The organism is Streptomyces sp. NPDC012466, from assembly GCF_042955215.1.
Lineage (GTDB): Bacteria > Actinomycetota > Actinomycetes > Streptomycetales > Streptomycetaceae > Streptomyces.
The window spans coordinates 1,206,598-1,221,901 of record NZ_JBIBEQ010000001.1 but is presented as its reverse complement, the minus strand read 5'-3'; the positions used below and the strand labels follow the sequence as shown (position 1 = coordinate 1,221,901).

The 15,304-nt window shown below is 71.0% G+C and carries 13 protein-coding genes; 2 read left to right on the top strand and 11 right to left on the bottom strand.

Annotated elements, in window-relative coordinates:
* The first annotated feature begins 56 nt into the window (after positions 1-56).
* The gene (locus tag ACFY9E_RS05465; RefSeq protein WP_390979533.1) at positions 57-845 is read left to right on the top strand and encodes an isocitrate lyase/phosphoenolpyruvate mutase family protein; all 789 of its coding nucleotides are present in this window, start codon (positions 57-59) and stop codon (positions 843-845) included.
* Here ACFY9E_RS05465 and ACFY9E_RS05460 read toward each other — a convergent pair.
* The 4 genes from ACFY9E_RS05460 to ACFY9E_RS05445 form a co-directional block, all read right to left on the bottom strand.
* Positions 842-1,852: a phosphotransferase gene (locus ACFY9E_RS05460; RefSeq protein ID WP_390979531.1), complete on the bottom strand. Its 1,011-nt coding sequence runs from the start codon at positions 1,850-1,852 to the stop codon at positions 842-844. The two genes, ACFY9E_RS05465 and ACFY9E_RS05460, sit on opposite strands and share 4 nt — an antisense overlap.
* Positions 1,845-2,435 carry a WHG domain-containing protein gene (locus ACFY9E_RS05455; protein ID WP_390979529.1) on the bottom strand — a complete coding sequence of 197 codons (591 nt, stop codon included), beginning with the start codon at positions 2,433-2,435 and terminating at the stop codon, positions 1,845-1,847. The genes ACFY9E_RS05460 and ACFY9E_RS05455 overlap by 8 nt, the downstream gene beginning before the upstream one ends.
* 166 nt (positions 2,436-2,601) lie before the next feature.
* Complete coding sequence (locus ACFY9E_RS05450; protein WP_390979527.1) at positions 2,602-3,921, bottom strand: jacalin-like lectin; 1,320 nt, start codon at positions 3,919-3,921, stop codon at positions 2,602-2,604.
* 116 nt (positions 3,922-4,037) lie between these two features.
* A complete protein-coding gene (locus tag ACFY9E_RS05445) occupies positions 4,038-4,820 on the bottom strand; it encodes a hypothetical protein (RefSeq protein ID WP_390979525.1) in 783 nt (260 codons plus the stop codon).
* Positions 4,821-5,097: 277 nt separating this feature from the next.
* Between ACFY9E_RS05445 and ACFY9E_RS05440 the strand changes: the two genes are divergently transcribed.
* The gene (locus ACFY9E_RS05440) at positions 5,098-6,387 is read left to right on the top strand and encodes an MFS transporter (RefSeq protein ID WP_390979523.1); all 1,290 of its coding nucleotides are present in this window, start codon (positions 5,098-5,100) and stop codon (positions 6,385-6,387) included.
* On the opposite strand, the gene ACFY9E_RS05435 is transcribed toward ACFY9E_RS05440, so the two are convergent.
* The 7 genes from ACFY9E_RS05435 to ACFY9E_RS05405 form a co-directional block, all read right to left on the bottom strand.
* Complete coding sequence (locus ACFY9E_RS05435) at positions 6,377-7,183, bottom strand: ABC-2 family transporter protein (RefSeq protein ID WP_390979521.1); 807 nt, start codon at positions 7,181-7,183, stop codon at positions 6,377-6,379. The genes ACFY9E_RS05440 and ACFY9E_RS05435 overlap by 11 nt on opposite strands.
* Position 7,184: 1 nt before the next feature.
* The gene (locus tag ACFY9E_RS05430) at positions 7,185-7,988 is read right to left on the bottom strand and encodes an ABC-2 family transporter protein (RefSeq protein WP_390979519.1); all 804 of its coding nucleotides are present in this window, start codon (positions 7,986-7,988) and stop codon (positions 7,185-7,187) included.
* A gap of 1 nt (position 7,989) precedes the next feature.
* Positions 7,990-8,985, bottom strand: coding sequence for an ATP-binding cassette domain-containing protein (locus tag ACFY9E_RS05425; RefSeq protein ID WP_390980313.1), 996 nt, complete (start codon positions 8,983-8,985; stop codon positions 7,990-7,992).
* A 125-nt stretch (positions 8,986-9,110) separates the two neighbouring features.
* Complete coding sequence (locus ACFY9E_RS05420) at positions 9,111-11,984, bottom strand: glycoside hydrolase family 2 TIM barrel-domain containing protein (RefSeq protein WP_390979517.1); 2,874 nt, start codon at positions 11,982-11,984, stop codon at positions 9,111-9,113.
* Between the two features lie 12 nt (positions 11,985-11,996).
* Positions 11,997-12,878 (bottom strand): ABC transporter permease subunit, encoded by an 882-nt coding sequence (locus tag ACFY9E_RS05415; RefSeq protein ID WP_390979515.1) that lies wholly within the window; start codon positions 12,876-12,878, stop codon positions 11,997-11,999.
* The gene (locus ACFY9E_RS05410; protein ID WP_390979513.1) at positions 12,875-13,840 is read right to left on the bottom strand and encodes an ABC transporter permease subunit; all 966 of its coding nucleotides are present in this window, start codon (positions 13,838-13,840) and stop codon (positions 12,875-12,877) included. Before ACFY9E_RS05410 ends, ACFY9E_RS05415 begins: the two co-directional genes overlap by 4 nt.
* A gap of 20 nt (positions 13,841-13,860) precedes the next feature.
* Positions 13,861-15,123 carry an extracellular solute-binding protein gene (locus tag ACFY9E_RS05405; protein ID WP_390979511.1) on the bottom strand — a complete coding sequence of 421 codons (1,263 nt, stop codon included), beginning with the start codon at positions 15,121-15,123 and terminating at the stop codon, positions 13,861-13,863.
* Between the last annotated feature and the right edge of the window lie 181 nt (positions 15,124-15,304).

Genomic DNA, 15,304 nt, shown 5'->3' with positions numbered 1-15,304 from the left:
CCCGCGGCCGCCGTAGTTCGGCCCGCGCCGAAGCGAGCCGGGCCCAGCATGGCGGCATGACCACAGATCCGCAGCAGACACCGTCACGCCGGGCCGCGACCGCCTTCGCCCGCCTCCACCGTGCCGGAGAGCCCCTGCTCCTGCCCAACGCCTGGGACCACGCATCCGCCCGGGCCCTCGCGGAGCAGGGCTTCCCGGCCATCGGGACGACGAGCCTGGGCGTCGCCGCGGCGGCGGGACTGCCCGACGGGGCGGCGGCGACCCGCGAGGAGACGCTGCGGCTGGCCGTGGCCCTGGGGCCCGGGCCGTTCCTGCTGTCCGTCGACGCGGAGGGCGGATTCAGCGACGACCCGGACGAGGTGGCGGAGTTCGCGCGGGAGCTGCACACGGCCGGAGCGGTCGGCATCAACCTCGAGGACGGGCTCGGACCGGCCGCCCGGCACGCGGCGAAGATCGAGGCGGTCAAGCAGGCCGCTCCCGGCCTGTTCGTCAACGCCCGTACCGACACTCACTGGCTGGGCGACGGCGACGGCACCCTCGCGCGCCTCGACACCTACCGGCAGGCGGGCGCGGACGGGGTGTTCGTCCCCGGCCTCACCGACCTGCGGGCGATCGAGGCGCTGGTGCGCCACCTGGACGTGCCCCTCAACGTCCTCCACTCGCCCGGCGGCCCGCCCGTCCGGCACCTCGCCGACGCAGGCGTACACCGCATCAGCGTCGGCTCGCTGCTGTACCGGCGGGCGCTGGGCGCGGCCCTGGAGACGATGGCGGACCTGCGCGCCGGCCGGACACCGACGGGTGCGACACCTTCCTACGACGCTGTCGCGAGGCTCGCCCTCCGTTAGGGCCGCCCGTCCAGCGCGGCGACCAGCTGGGTGACGGCCGTGAGGTCCGGCGCGGTGCGCAGGCAGGTGACGGCCTGCCGGCCGCCGAACTCGCGCTGTGCGGCGGTCACGGTGGGATCGACGGCCGTCTCGGCCTGCACCCGGATGTAGTTCAGGGCGGTGGCGAAGAGCATCGAGAAGGACTCCGGGCCGGTGAGGACGGCCTGGCCCCCGGCCTCGCGGTAGGCCCGGGCCAGGCGCCGCGCGGCGGCGATGCCGACGTCGTTGCCGCCGGACCAGACGTGGAGGGCGCGGGCGAACTCCCGTTCCGGTGCGACGGGCCCGGCGTTGTCCCAGTCCAGCAGGACGGGGCCGTCCCGGCCGACCAGGACGTTCTGGGGCTGGAGGTCGAGGTGGGAGGTCGCCAGGCCGCCGGGCGGCGAGGGGGTCACCCAGTGGGCCAGCCGGGGTGCGGACGTGGCGATGAACCGGTCCAGTTCGTCCGACCACGGCAGGCCGGCGTCACGCACCTTCTTGAGGACGTCCTCCCAGTCGGCGTCGTCGGGACACCGCTCGTACCAGTCGCCCGGGGGCCCGGCGGCTCCCTCACCGGCCCGGTGGAGCAGTGCCGTGGTCCGGCCGAACCAGTCCAGGACGTGCGGGTCGCAGGCGTCCGCCCGGGCGCCGTCGATCCAGTCGTACAGCTTCACCCAGGACCCGCCGCTCGGGAAGCCGAGGCGGGAGACGTGCGCGCCGTGCCGGTCGGGGTGGAGCCGGGGCGAGGCGATGCCCAGCTCCGCGGCGGAGTCCCGTAACGCGGCCTCGCGGGCCACCTGGGCCTCGTCGCAGCCGAGGAGGAGCTCCTTCACGGCCCAGGAGCGGCCGCCACCGGACAGTTTCCAGATCTGGCCGAGGGCGCCCCGCGTGACGGGGGTCATGGTCCAGGGGCCGGTGCCGAGCGAGTAGGTCTCGGCCATGGCCTCGGCCATGATCCCGGCCGTGTCCTCGGGCCGGGCCGGTTCAGCCATCGGGGGTCCTCTTCTCGCGGGGCCAGTTTTCGAGCAGTACGTGCAGGGCGTGGATCGCCCTGTCCCAGGAGGCCTGTACGTCGCGGGGCGCGCCGAAGGCCCCGGTGGACTCCAGGGCGCAGTAGCCGTGGAAGGTGCTGCGCAGCAGGCGCACCGCGTCGGTGAGGTCGGGTTCCTCCAGGCCGTAGGGGCGGAGCATGCCGGAGATGACGTCGGCCGTGCGGCGCATCGCGGGGGAGCCGGTGAGGAGGTCCTGCTCGATCCGGATCTGCGTCGCCGCGTAGCGGCCCGGGTGCTCCAGCGCGTAGGCCCGGTAGGCGGAGGCGAAGGCGGCGAGGGTGTCCCGGCCGGCCTCCCGGCCCTCGACCGCCCCGGCGATCCGGTCGATCATCTGGCCGCCCGCGAGGAGGGCCATGCGGGTTCGCAGGTCCTTCAGGCTCCGGACGTGGGTGTACAGACTCGCGTCCTTCACCCCGAAGCGCCGCGCCAGGGCGGAGAGGGTGACGCCCTCCAAGCCGGCCTCGTCGGCGAGCTCGACTGCGGCGGCGACGAGGCGCTCGGGAGTGAGACCGGCTCTGGGCATGGGGGTTCGCGGATACCTCTCGAAGAGGGCCAAGTGGGGGGCGGGCCCCACGGACGCAGGGAGCGATCGTAGCCGCCGGGGGGACGCCGTGGCGCGGGGCCGGGATCACTCCCGGCACCGCGGGGCCGGCCACGGACGGACGGACGGGCGGGGCCGGTCGGCGTGCTCAGCGGATCGGCGCGTACACCACCCCGAGCTTGTCGAGCTCGGCGCCCGCGCGGCCGGTGAAGCCCACGATCTGCCAGCCGGAGGGGGCGGTGAAGGTCTTCGCGTCGGACGTGGCCGTGCCGGCGGACAGGGTGTGGTTCCGGTCCGTCGTGAAGGCCGCCGAGAACAGGCGCGTACGGCCGTCCTTCTGGCCCTGCGTCAGCCTGACCGAGGTCAGGTGCTCACCGGCGGCCAGGGTCAGGGAGGTCGCGGTGCCGCCCGTGCCGCCGTGGGTGAGGGTCGTGCCGCCGTCGTGGGTGAGGGACACGGCGTCCAGACGGGCGCCGCCGCGCAGCGTCAGGGTGCGGGGAGAGGGGGCCGGCGGCAGGTCGTCCGCGTCGTTGAAGGCCGTGCCGTGCGGGCCGCCGAAGAAGTCGCTCGCGCGCAGCGACGAGTTGAGCGTGTAGGAGAAGTCGACCGCGTGCGGGAAGTGGTCGGAGAGGTTGCCGCCGGCCGGGTCCAGGAAGGACGCCCACGCGTTGCTGTAGCGGGTCGCGTCCAGGTTCAGCAGCCGGCTGCCGCGGTAGAGGACCTTGTCCACGACCTCGCAGTCGTTCGTGGGCGCCGTGGTGGGGCAGACGAGCGCGTCACTGCCCTGGGCCGGGGGCGTCCCGCCCTTCACGTGCTGGACCCATGCGTCGGTCAGGCCGTTCTCGGCCACGAGGGTGCGGATGTTGTCGCCGGTGCGCGTGTAGCGCGTGTTGGTGTCGCCCATGACGATCACCGCGTTGCCGGACGAGTTCGCCCGGATGAAGGCGGACAGTTGCTCGACGTTGGCGCGGCGGGCGGCGCGCGCGTCGTCGGTGTCGTCCGCGTTCGTGTGCACGTTGTAGAGGTCCAGGAAGACACCCTCGGCGAGCCGTACCCGCGCCAGGGAAAAGCCCTTCGGGGTAAGGCAGTTGGTGCCGGTGCACTTGTTCCACTTCACCCGCTGGAAGTCCTCGAAGGGCACGTCCGAGAGGGTGTTGAGGCCGTCCCCGAAGGGGACGCCGCCACTGGTCGCGGTGCGGTGGGCGTGGTTGTCGCCCGCGTACAAGGCGGCGTGGTAGTTGAAGTCCTCCTGCACGTTGACGAGGTCGTACGCCCCGAGGCGGGGGGAGATCAGCGGTGTGTTCTTCTCCGGGGTGCCGGAGCTCAGGCCCTCGGGGAGGCCCGCGACGTTGTAGGTGAGGACGTTGAAGGAGCCGGAGTCCGCGGCGACGGCGGGTGTCGCGGCGGTGGTGGTCAGGCTCGTGACGGCCAGGGCGGCGGCCACGGCGGTGCCGATCAGTCTCTTCATGGGGGGTGTCTCCGGTCGGAGAGGCGAAGGGGAGGAAGGTGAACGGTGCTCAGGTTCGAGGGCAACGCCCGTGGTGCGCAAGGGGAGTCGCGCGAACAGTGGGGGACACCCTCGTGTCAGGAGGGACGCAGCAGGTCCAGATCCGTGCCCCAGGAGTCGAGGACCTCGTCGTGCCCGGCCGCGCGCGCCGCCTCCTCGATCCCGGCGAAGAGGGCGCGCTGGGTGGGCGGGTCGCCGTCGGCCAGGATGCGCCGCAGGACCGGCAGGAGCCGGTGCGCGTCCCACCGGGGGTCGCCCAGCGGCTGCCGCTCCAGCTCCCACCGCAGGTACTTGTTGTAGGGCCGGACGCGGCGGTGCAGCGCGAAGAGCACCTCCAGGGCGTACGGGACGGACTCGGCGGCGTCCAGATGGCCCAGGTCGGGGCGGTCGTCGCGGTAGCTCTTCAGGGAGCGGTAGGTCTGGTTGACGTAGGCGTCGAGCCAGCCGGCGGCGGCGTCCCGTGCCTCGTCGGCGCCGAGCGCCCGCTTCTCGTCGAGGATCCGGGCGAGCGCCCCGTCGAGCCGGTCGAACAGCACCTCGGCGTGGACGTAGGAGTACCGCGCGAAGCTGTCCGGGCGGCCGGGCATCCCGCGGGTGCGGAACTCCGCGAGGGTGATGACGACGAGGTCGAGGTGGGCCGAGCGGAAGCGGTCGAGAGCGGCGAGGGCCGGGACGCTCTCGTCGCGGACGACGACGTGCAGGTCGTAGTCGGAGTGGACCGTCGGCATCCCGGCGTAGACCCGGGAGCCGCTGAGGACGAGCCCGACGACGCCGGGATCGGCGGTCGCCCGGGAGGTGAAGGCTCGCAGCGTCTCCTCGGGGGTCGCGCCGGGGACGGGGGCGTAGCTGTCGCGCACCATGGTGATCTCTCCATGCGGAAGCGTCCGCGGCGAGCGTGGGCCGCCACGGGTACGGATCGGTTCGCTTCTGCGGCACCGGGAGCACCGCCCAAGAGATCACTTCACGCCGCCGAGGTTACCCGTCCAGGCCTGTGGCTTCAGCCCTTTCGCGCAGCGCGGAACGGTTCCTGCCGGGGGCAGGGGGGTGCGGGTGCGACCTCCCCCGGCCGCCGGGCACGGCCGTAAGGTTGCCGGGGACGCGGGGTGGAGGACCGGGCTCGGACGCGGGGGAGGCGGCATGACGCACGGGGCGGCACGGCGCGAGGACGGACACGGCAGCCCCGCGGAGGCCGCCGACGACGGCTTACGCGGTACGCGTCCGCTGTGGCGCCAGCGCGACTTCGGCATCTTCTGGGCCGCTCAGACCCTCTCCGTGCTCGGTGACTCCTTCGCACTGATCGCACTGCCGCTGCTGGTGCTGGAGGCCACGGGTTCGGTCGCGCGGATGGGGCTGCTGACGGCGGTGGGCGGGGCGGCGGCGGTCGTGGCGGCGGTGTTCGCCGGGGCGGTCGTGGACCGCGTGGACCGGCGCCGGCTGCTCATCGCCTGCGACCTGGTGCGCATGGGACTGTACGGCGTGATCCCGCTGGTGTGGCTGTCCGGCCCGCGGATCTGGCTGCTCTACGGGGTGCTGCCGCTGTGCGAGGCCGTCGGCATGCTGTTCGCCGTCGGCTACGTCACGGTCGTGCGCGGCCTGGTCGGCACCGGGCAACTCACGGAGGCCAACGGGCGGTTGAACGCCACGGCCGCCGCCGCGGGCGTCCTCGGGCCGCTGTGCGCCGGCCTGGTCGCCGCCTGGTCCGGCCCGGCCGCGGCCGTCGGCGTGGACGCGGCCAGCTTCGGGGTGTCGGCGACGTGCCTGTTCTTCGTGCGGTTTCGCCGCCGCGCTCCGGACGAACAGCCGGGCAAGCGCACCGGACTGTGGCAGGACCTCCGCACCGGCATCGGCTTCCTCTACGGCCACCCCGTGCTGCGCTCGCTCACGGTGCTGCTGTTCGTCTTCAGCTTCCTCACCCTCGGCATCAACGACCTGGTCATCTACCACCTCAAGCACGACCTCGGGCACGACGACGGCACCGTGGGCACCGTCATGGCCGTCGGCGCGCTCGGCACCATCACCGGCGCCCTGCTCGTGGCCGGGATCCGCCGCCGCCTCGGCTTCGGGCCGACGTGGACCGGCTCGGTCGCGGGCTGCGGTCTGGCTTTCGCCGGTCTTGGCTGGGCGCGTGACGTGCCGGTCGTCGCGGCCCTGAGCGCCGCGTTCCTCGCCTGTGCCGCCATGGGAGGCACCTGCTCGCTGTCGCTCCGCCAGGAGGTCACTCCGGAACACCTCCTGGGCCGGGTCACCTCCGCGTTCTGGACGCTTCACTACGCGGCGGCGCCGATCGGTGCCGCCGTGCTCACCTGGGCCGCGGAGGAACAGGGCACGGCACCGGTCGCCCTGGCCGCCGGAGCGACCTGCGTCCTGCTCGCCGTGACCGCCCTGTTCACCCCGATCCACAGGTCGGGCCGGACCGTCAGCCGTTGATCCCGCTGTAATGCCGCAGACTCCACGTCCACAGCCCGCGCGCCGCCAGATACGCCAGCAGCCCGAGCAGCGGTGAGGCCGCCGCGAGCCAGTACGGGACTCCGGTCGAGTGGCCGTGGCCCGTCAGGACCGCCGCCGGGAAGTAGGCGACGAACGCGAGCGGCAGGCCGAAGGTCAGGAAGCCGCCCACCGCCTTGGGCAGCACGTTCAGGGGGTAGCTGCCGAAGGTGCCGAGAAGTTCCTCCAGCCAGCGGCCCCACATGTCGGCGGCCGGGAAGCGCAGGGAGGCACTGGCCACGACCGTGAACAGGGCGGCCTCCAGCAGCATGCCGCCGAGGACGGCCGCGATCAGGTACGTCACGCGGCCCGTCGTCCAGTCCAGGTCGCTGCGGGAGAGCGCGCCCGCCATCAGGCCCGCCGCCACCGTCAGGTCCCCGATCGCGTTCGTCGGGAAGAACGCCAGCTGGATCTGGCGGTGGACCGGCATCGGACGCATCAGATAGATGTCGATCCTGCCTTCCTGGACCTGCCGGCCGGCCCAGTGCATGCGCCCCAGGAACAGCACGAACAGTCCGTGCGCCAGCATCCGCGTCGCCGGGATCAGCAGCACGTCGGAGCTGTCCCAGCCGCCCATCCCGGCGAACCGCGACAGCAGCACCGTCGCGAACACGATCACCGACACCTGCCAGATCGCCCCGATCGCGATCATCAGCAGGAACTCGGTGCGGTACTCCAGCTGCGCGCGGAAGTTGAGCGCCGTCACACGCCACACGATCCGCAGAGCCTTCAGCGACATCTCAGCCTCCCTGCGCGATCACGCGCCGGGCGGCCCGCCGCCACAGCAACCGGGTGAACAACGCCAGCGCCACGACCCAGGCGGCCTGAACGGAGAGCTGGAACGCCGCGTCCGACAGGGGGATGCGCCCCACGTACAGCGACAGCGGCACGCTCAGCGTGGCCTGGAAGGGCAGGAACGCGCTCATCGTCACGAACCAGTCCGGGAAGAACCACAGCGGCGCGTACACCCCGGACAGCAGGTTCTGCGCGAACAGCAGGATCAGCATGGCCGCGGTGTTGCGGACCGTCCAGAAGCACAACTGGTCCAGGACCAGCATGACGTAGTACAGGACCCACTGGCCCAGCAGCATGCTGAGCAGGAACACCCCCGCCACGGCGGGCGACGCGGGCGGCTCGACGACGCCCGCGGCCAGGCAGATCAGGTAACCCGTCAACGCCCAGGCCAGCCCGTACAGTTGCTCTCCGGCGGCCCGCAGGGCGTAGTAGCGCTGCGGCGGCAGCGGCCGCAGGTACCAGTACACGATGGTGCCGAAGTGCATGTGCTGCAGGACGGTGTCCCGGCCCGCGTACTGGTCCAGCTCCCGCAGCCGGGACGCCAGCACGGCCAGCACGGCGTACGTGACCGCCTGGTCGCGGCTCAGCCCCGCGGTCGTGCCGGTCTGCGCGTACAGGCCCCTCCACAGCGACCAGACCAGCACCACCTGCACGGCCAGGCGCAGGGCGACGGCGGTCATCCGGGGCGGCGCGTTCAGCTCGCCGAGCGGGGTGACCCGGGCCGCGCGCCAGGCATGGAGCAGGGCCACGTCAGGCCTCCCCGGCGTGGGCGTACGCGGCCCGCATCACGTCCTCGAGGTCCGCCTCGTCCAGGGCGATGTCCGTCACCTCGAACCGCTCGATCACCGCCTTCAGCGCCTGCTGGACGGTGGGCGCGTCCGTCCCGTCCGGGCCGAGGACGATCTGCGCGCCGGTGTGCCGCAGCAGCGTGGTGCCCGGCGGCGGCACGACCTCGGCGTGCGGATCGGCCAGCGTGGCCCGCACCTGCCAGGTCGAGCCGAACTTCCGGCGGATCTCGTCGAGCGAGCCGTCCAGCATCAGCCGGCCGTGGTTGACCAGCACGACCCGCTCGGCGAGCCGCTCCACCTCCGTCATGTCGTGCGTGGTCAGCAGCACCGTACGGCCCCGCTGCTCCACCTGGTGCCGCAGGAACTCCCGCACCTGCTCCTTCACCACCACGTCCATGCCGATCGTCGGCTCGTCGAGGAACACCACCGGCGGGTCGTGCAGCAGCGCGGCGGCCAGATCGCTGCGCACGCGCTGACCGAGGGAGAGATGGCGCACCCGCGTGTCCCAGAACGACGACAGGTCGAGGATGTCGTCGAACTCCTTCAGCCGGGCGGCGTGTTCGGCCTTCGGCACCTCGTAGATGTCCCGCAGGATCGCGAACGACTCGCGCACCGGCAGGTCCCACCACAACTGGGTGCGCTGCCCGAACACCGCCCCGACGTTGCGGGCGTTGCGCTCCCGCTCCCGGTACGGCACCACGCCGGCGACCCGGGCCTCGCCGGACGTGGGCGTGAGGATCCCGGTGAGGATCTTGATGGTGGTGGACTTGCCGGCGCCGTTCGGGCCGAGCAGGGCGAGGAGTTCGCCCGCCGCCACGTCGAAGGTGATGTCGCAGACGGCGTGCTTGGCCACCCGCTCCGGGTTGACGAGGGAACGGACGGCGCCCGTGAAGCCGGGGCGGCGGACGGTGGTGTGGAAGGTACGGGACAGCCCGCGGACCTCGATGGCGACACTCAACTGACCCACCAACTCCCTTGCGGTGAACACAGCGACGGCCGGTCGGCACGAGGGCCGACCGGCCGCGGACGACATCCCGACCCTCTCGGAATGTCGATCAATCGGTCAATCGATTAATCGGTTTCTTACCTGGCGGTCGAGATGACGAACGAGAACTCCACCGGCTCCGCCTTCAGGAAGTACTGCGGCAGCGGACCCGGGCCGCAGGACTGCGAACCGATGCCGTGCAGCCCGTGGTCGAGGTTGACCCACACCGTGTCGCCGGCCGTGAGGTCGCTGCGGTGCCGGGCGGCGTCGAGCTGCTCGGTCGTCCAGCGCCGCGCGGTGAACCAGAACTCCGGGTCGCCCTCGATCCGCAGGCCCCCGAGCTCCACCCAGCGGACGTCGGCGCGGGCGCCGTTCTCCTGCGGACGGACGTACGGCGTCTGCAGCCCGTCCACCGTCGACTGCCAGCGGCCGACCATGGACGCCTTCCGGGTGTCCGGGTACGCCTCGCCGGGACCGCCGCCGAACCACTCCACCCGGTCCGCCTCCGCCAGCCCGAAGCGCACCCCGAGCCGGGGCAGCGGCACCGTCCAGTCGCCCTCCGGCGTCACGGACACCGACAGCCGCAGCCGCTCGCCGTCGGACGTCCAGCGGTACACGGTGTCCAGGCCCACCTCGCGGGCGGCGGGCGCCACCCGGGTCCGGACCGTCAGCGCGTCGTCGCCGGCCTCGACCGAGACCAGGCGGTGCCGCATGCGGTGCAGGCCGAGCGTGCGCCACAGCATCCCGTAGCGGGTGTCGGTCTGCCACTCGGCGCCGTCGTCGTTGTCGGTCGGCGCACGCCACACGTCCAGCCGCGGCGCCGCGGTGACCTCCACCCCGTCGACCGAGAGCAGCGCACCGGTGCGGGCGTCGAACCGGGCCGGGCCGAGCGTGATCCGGCCCCCGTCGAGCACCGGCCGGTCGCTCGCGGGGAAGGACGGCAGCGGCCGCGCCCCCGCCGCGAACTGGCCCCAGGCCACGACGTGGCCCTTCGCGGCCCAGGACGTGCCGTCCGCGAGCAGCGCCCGCACGGTCCACTGGCGTTCGCCGCCCCGGCCGTCCACGGGCGGCTCCGGCAGCTTCACCTCGGCGCTCTCGCCCGGCGCGAGCGCCGGCACCGACAGCGAACCCGACTCGACCGTCTCGCCGTCCACCTGGCACGACCACTCGAAGGCCAGCGCCGACAGGTCGGCGAAGTCCTGCTTGTTGGTGACCCGCACGATGCCGTTCGCGCCGTCGCCCTCGATGTGGACCGGCTCGATCACCTTCTTGTACTCGATCAGGCCCGGCGACGGCGTCCGGTCCGGGAAGACCAGGCCGTCGCACACGAAGTTGCCGTCGTGCAGCTCCTCGCCGAAGTCACCGCCGTAGGCGTAACCCAGCTCGGCGTGCTTGACGCCGTGGTCGATCCACTCCCAGATGAACCCGCCCTGGAGCCGGTCGTACTTCTCGAACAGCTCCTGGTAGTCGGCGAGCCCGCCGGGGCCGTTGCCCATGGCGTGCGCGTACTCGCACTGGATGAACGGCAGCTCGCGGCGCTTGTGGGTGCCGCCGTCGAGCTGCTGCCCGATCTTGTCGACCTCGTCGTGGAACGCGTACATCCGCGAGTACACGTCCGTGTCGCGGCAGTTCCAGTCGCCCTCGTAGTGCACCAGCCGCTCGGGGTCGCGGTCGTGGATCCACTCGGCCATGGCGGTGAGCCCGCGGCCGGTGCCGGCCTCGTTGCCCAGCGACCAGAACACGACCGACGGGTGGTTCTTGTCCCGCTCGACCATGCGTGCCGCGCGGTCCAGCAGGGCCGGGGTCCAGCGGTCGTCGTCGACCGGGTTGTCCCGCCAGTCCTGCTCGGTGAAGCCGTGGGTCTCCAGGTCGCACTCGTCGATGACCCACAGCCCGTACTCGTCGCACAGGTCCAGGAAGGCCGGGTGCGGCGGGTAGTGCGAGGTGCGCACGGCGTTGAGGTTGTGCCGCTTCATCAGCAGCACGTCCTCGCGCATGGTCTCCAGGTCGAGCGCGCGGCCGTGCTCGGGGTGCCACTCGTGCCGGTTGACGCCCTTGAACAGGATCGCCTTGCCGTTGACCTTGATGAGCCCGTCCTCGAGGACGACGGTACGGAAACCGATCCGCAGCGGCACCCGCTCCCCACCCGTGGCCAGCACACCGTCGTAGAGCTTCGGCGTCTCGGCGGTCCACGGCTCGACCGCGACCGTCACCGGCTCGCCCGTCGCGACATCGATGTCCAGGGCAGGCACGGTCACCCTGCCGTCGACGTCGGAGTCGACGCGCAGGGTGCCCTCGCCGGTGGTGTGGTCGTAGGAGGCGTGCACGAAGAAGTCGCCCACGCCGTCCGCCGGGCGGTGCAGCAGGGTGACGTCACGGAAGATGCCCGGCAGCCACCACTGGTCCTGGTCCTCCAGGTACGACCCGGCCGACCACTGGTGCACGCGCACGGCGAGCACGTTGCCGCCCGGCTTCAGCAGCTCACCGACGGCGAACTCGTGCGGCAGCCGGGAGCCCTTGAACTCGCCGAGCTCGGTGCCGTTCAGCCAGACGCGGGCACAGGACTCGACACCGTCGAAGCGCAGCACCGCCCCGCCGTCCGACGGCCAGTCGGACGGCAGGTCGAAGACGCGCAGATGGTCACCGGTCGGGTTCTCCGTCGGGACGTACGGCGGGTCCACCGGGAAGGGGTAGAGATGGTTGGTGTAGATCGGGGAGCCGAACGCCCCGTCGCCCTGGAGAACCCAGTGCCCGGGGACCGTGACCTCGGCCCAGTTCCCGGCGTCGTAGCCCTCCCCGGCGAACGAGTCGTCCTCGGCGCCGGCGGTGGCCGACAGCCGGAAACGCCAGCTGCCGTTCAGCGACAGGGACCGCGCGTCCGAGGACGCGTACCAGGCACGGGGCGGCAGGGCACCGCTGCCCGGAGAGACGTCCTCGACGTAGTCGACGGATGGGGTCGTGCGGAAAGACATCGGTCTCCTAGCTCAGCCCTTGATGCCGGTCTGTGCGATCCCCTGCACCAGCCAGCGCTGGAGGAAGAGGAAGACGAAGATCAGGGGCAGGATCGAGATGGCGGTGGCCATGAAGATCAGGTGGTAGTTGACGGTCTGGTTCGTCATATACGACGACAGCGCCACCTGGACTGTCCAGGCACTCGGATCCTGTCCGATGACCAGGGGCCAGAGGAAGGCGTTCCAGCCGTTGATGAAGGTGATCGTGGCGATGGCCGCGAAGAAGTTCAGCGAGTTCGGCACGACGACGCGCCAGTAGGCGCCCCAGTAGCCGAGCCCGTCCACGCGCGCCGCCTCCTCGAGCTCCTTCGGGAACCCCAGGAAGTACTGCCGGAACAGGAAGCACGTGAAACCGCTGAAGAGGCCCGGGATGATCAGACCCCGGTAACTGTCCACCCAGCCGAGGGACGAGACGAGGACGAAGCTCGGCACGAAGGTGACCGCCGTCGGAACCATCAGGGTCACCAGAACGGCGTAGAACACCTTGTTGGCGTGCTTGTACGGGATCCGGGCCAGTCCGTACCCGGCCATCGAGCAGACCAGCAGGATGCCCGAGGTGTGCAGGACGGCCACGACGACCGAGTTCCACAGGGACCGGGCGAAGTCGACGGTGACGTCGTCGAACGGCTCGCTGAAGTTGCCCCACTGGATGGAGGTGGGGATCCACTTCCACTCCTCGCCCGTGATCTCCTGGTCCGTCATCACCGCGTTGCGGACGATCAGGTAGAAGGGGACGAGGAAGAGGAGGCCTGCGACGCCGGTCGCGATGTACAGGCCGGTGTTTCCGATGACGCCGCCGCGCTTGACCTTGGCCGGCTTCGCGACCTTCCTGACGTCGGGTGCTGTGGTGGTCACTTGGTCTCCTCACCCCTTCCGAAGCCCATGATCTTGCCCTGGAAGAGGGTCACGACGCAGATGAGCAGGGTCAGGACGACCGCGCCCGCGCTGCCCGCGCCGTAGTTCTGGTTCTGGCCGAGGGCCATCTTGTAGAGCTCGACCAGCGGCGGCTGGCCCCAGGTGGCCTTGCCGAGCAGGTTGAAGAACTCGTCGAAGGCCTGGTAGGCGGCGACCAGCAGGAGCAGGATCACCGCCGTGGACGTGGCCCGCAGCTGCGGCAGCGTGATGTGCCGGAAGGTCTGCCAGCCCGGCTTGGCGCCGTCGATGGAGGCGGCCTCGTACAGCTCCCGCGGGATGTTCTGCAGCGCCGCGATGAACAGGATCATGTAGAAACCCGACTGCAGCCAGAGGCGGACCGTCACGATGACCAGCCAGTACCAGGGCGGGTCGGGGTTGGCCAGCCAGGCGATGTTGTCGATGCCGAACCAGCCGATGACGGTGTTGGCCAGGCCGAAGCGGACGCCGTTGAAGATGGACATCTTCCAGATCAGCGCGGCGGCGACATAGCTGACCGCGGTCGGCAGGAAGAACACCGACCGGAAGAACGCCCGCATGAACCGCAGCCGGTTCACCAGCAGGGCGAGTCCCAGCGACATGGCCCAGGTGGCGGGCACGATGAACGCGGCGAACACGGTGAACGTGACGAGGGAGTTCCGGAAGTTCGTGTCCGTCAGGATCTGCTTGTAGTTGTCGAAGCCGACGAACTCGCTCGGCGTGACGGTGAAGCGCGCCTCGAAGAAGCTGAGCCAGATGCTCCAGCCGATGGGCACGAAGACGAAGATGACCAGACCGATCAGGAACGGACCGGTGAACAGCCAGAAGTTGAAGGTGCTGCTCGCCCTCAGGCCCCGCCTCGGCCGGGTCTTGGAGACCTTGGCCGGGGCGGGCTGGGCGACCCCGCGTGTGGTGGTGGTCGACATGTCGAGATCCGTCCGGTGGTCTATCCGAAGAGCTTCTTGAGTTCGGCGTCGACCTTCTTCTCACAGGCGTCGAGCGCGGCCTTCGGGTCGCCGTTCTTGCGGACGGTGTTGGCGATCACGTCCCAGAACGCGGCGATCATGGCCTGCGTCCAGCCGATGTTGTCGAAGTGGCCGAACTCGTTGAAGAGCTTGACGCCCTCGGCCGGCAGACCGGACTTCAGCTTGGTCGCGGACGCGGCGAGCGAGGTGCGCGGCGGGATGTGGAAGCCGTAGGAGGTGGCGAAGTCCTCCTGGTACTTCTTCTGGTCGATCCACAGCCACTTCACGTACTCCTTGGCCGCCTCGACGTTCTTGCTCTTGGCGTTGACGAACATCGACCAGCCGCCGTTGTAGACCGACTGCTTGCCGGCCGAGCCGACCTTCGGGAACGGGAAGATGCCGATGTCGTCGCCGAGCGCCTTCTGCATGGCCGGCATGGCCCACATGCCGCACCACTGGATCGCGGTGAGGCCCTGGATGAACGCCGACGGGTCCCAGGAGTCGGCGGGGGCGTCGAGGAGCAGGTTGCCGCTGGTGAACAAGCCACGCAGCTGCTTGAGGCCCTCTGCGACGGCGTCGGTGTTGAAGGCGGGCTTGTTGTCCGCGGTGAGCGTGTCGGCACCGGCCGACCAGATCAGCGGGCGGTCGATGGAGGTCAGGTCGTTGCCGAGGAAGAGGCCCTTGACCTTGCTGGTGGTCAGCTTGTCGGCGGCCTCGATCAGCTCTTCCAGCGTGGTCGGAACCTCGACGCCGGCCTTCTTGAACAGCGAGGGCCGGTAGAAGAGGAACTGCGGGTCGTCGATCATCCGGACGCCGTATATCTTGCCGTCGACCGTGTGCGACTTGATGTCGGCCTGGTTGAAGTCGTCCTTGACCGGCTCGATGATGTCGGTCAGATCGGCCACCTGACCGCTCTTGACGAGCTGGATCTGCGGGTGGAACTCGAAGACGTCGGGCGCGTTGTCGGTGAGCAGCGCGGCGAAGAGCTTCTGCTCGTAGTTGTTGCCGGTGATCCACTGCGTGGCGACGTTGGCGTCCTTGTAGGCCTTCGCGTAGCGCTTGACGGCCTGCTCGACACCGGCCTCGCCGTACGCGTGGAAGTACTGGACGAGGGCGTCGCCCGACCCGCCGCCGCCCCGGCCGGTGTTGCTGCCGCACGCGGTCAGTCCGCCGGCGGCGGCCAGGCCCATCGCGGCCCGCAGTACGTTTCGGCGGTCCCAGTTCATGTTGCTCGATGCCGACATGCTGACGTCCTTGTCTCGAGTGCGGCTGCGGCTCTGCGGCTCACTGCCTGATGGCTCACGGCCCGGGGGCTCGCGCCAGATGGCTCAAAGAGAGGTGCGGTGCGGGACGCTAGAGCTTCGGTTAAGGCTTCGGCAAGGGGTTGGACGAAGTCTGTACGAAGCGTTGTGTGCGGTTCGCGAT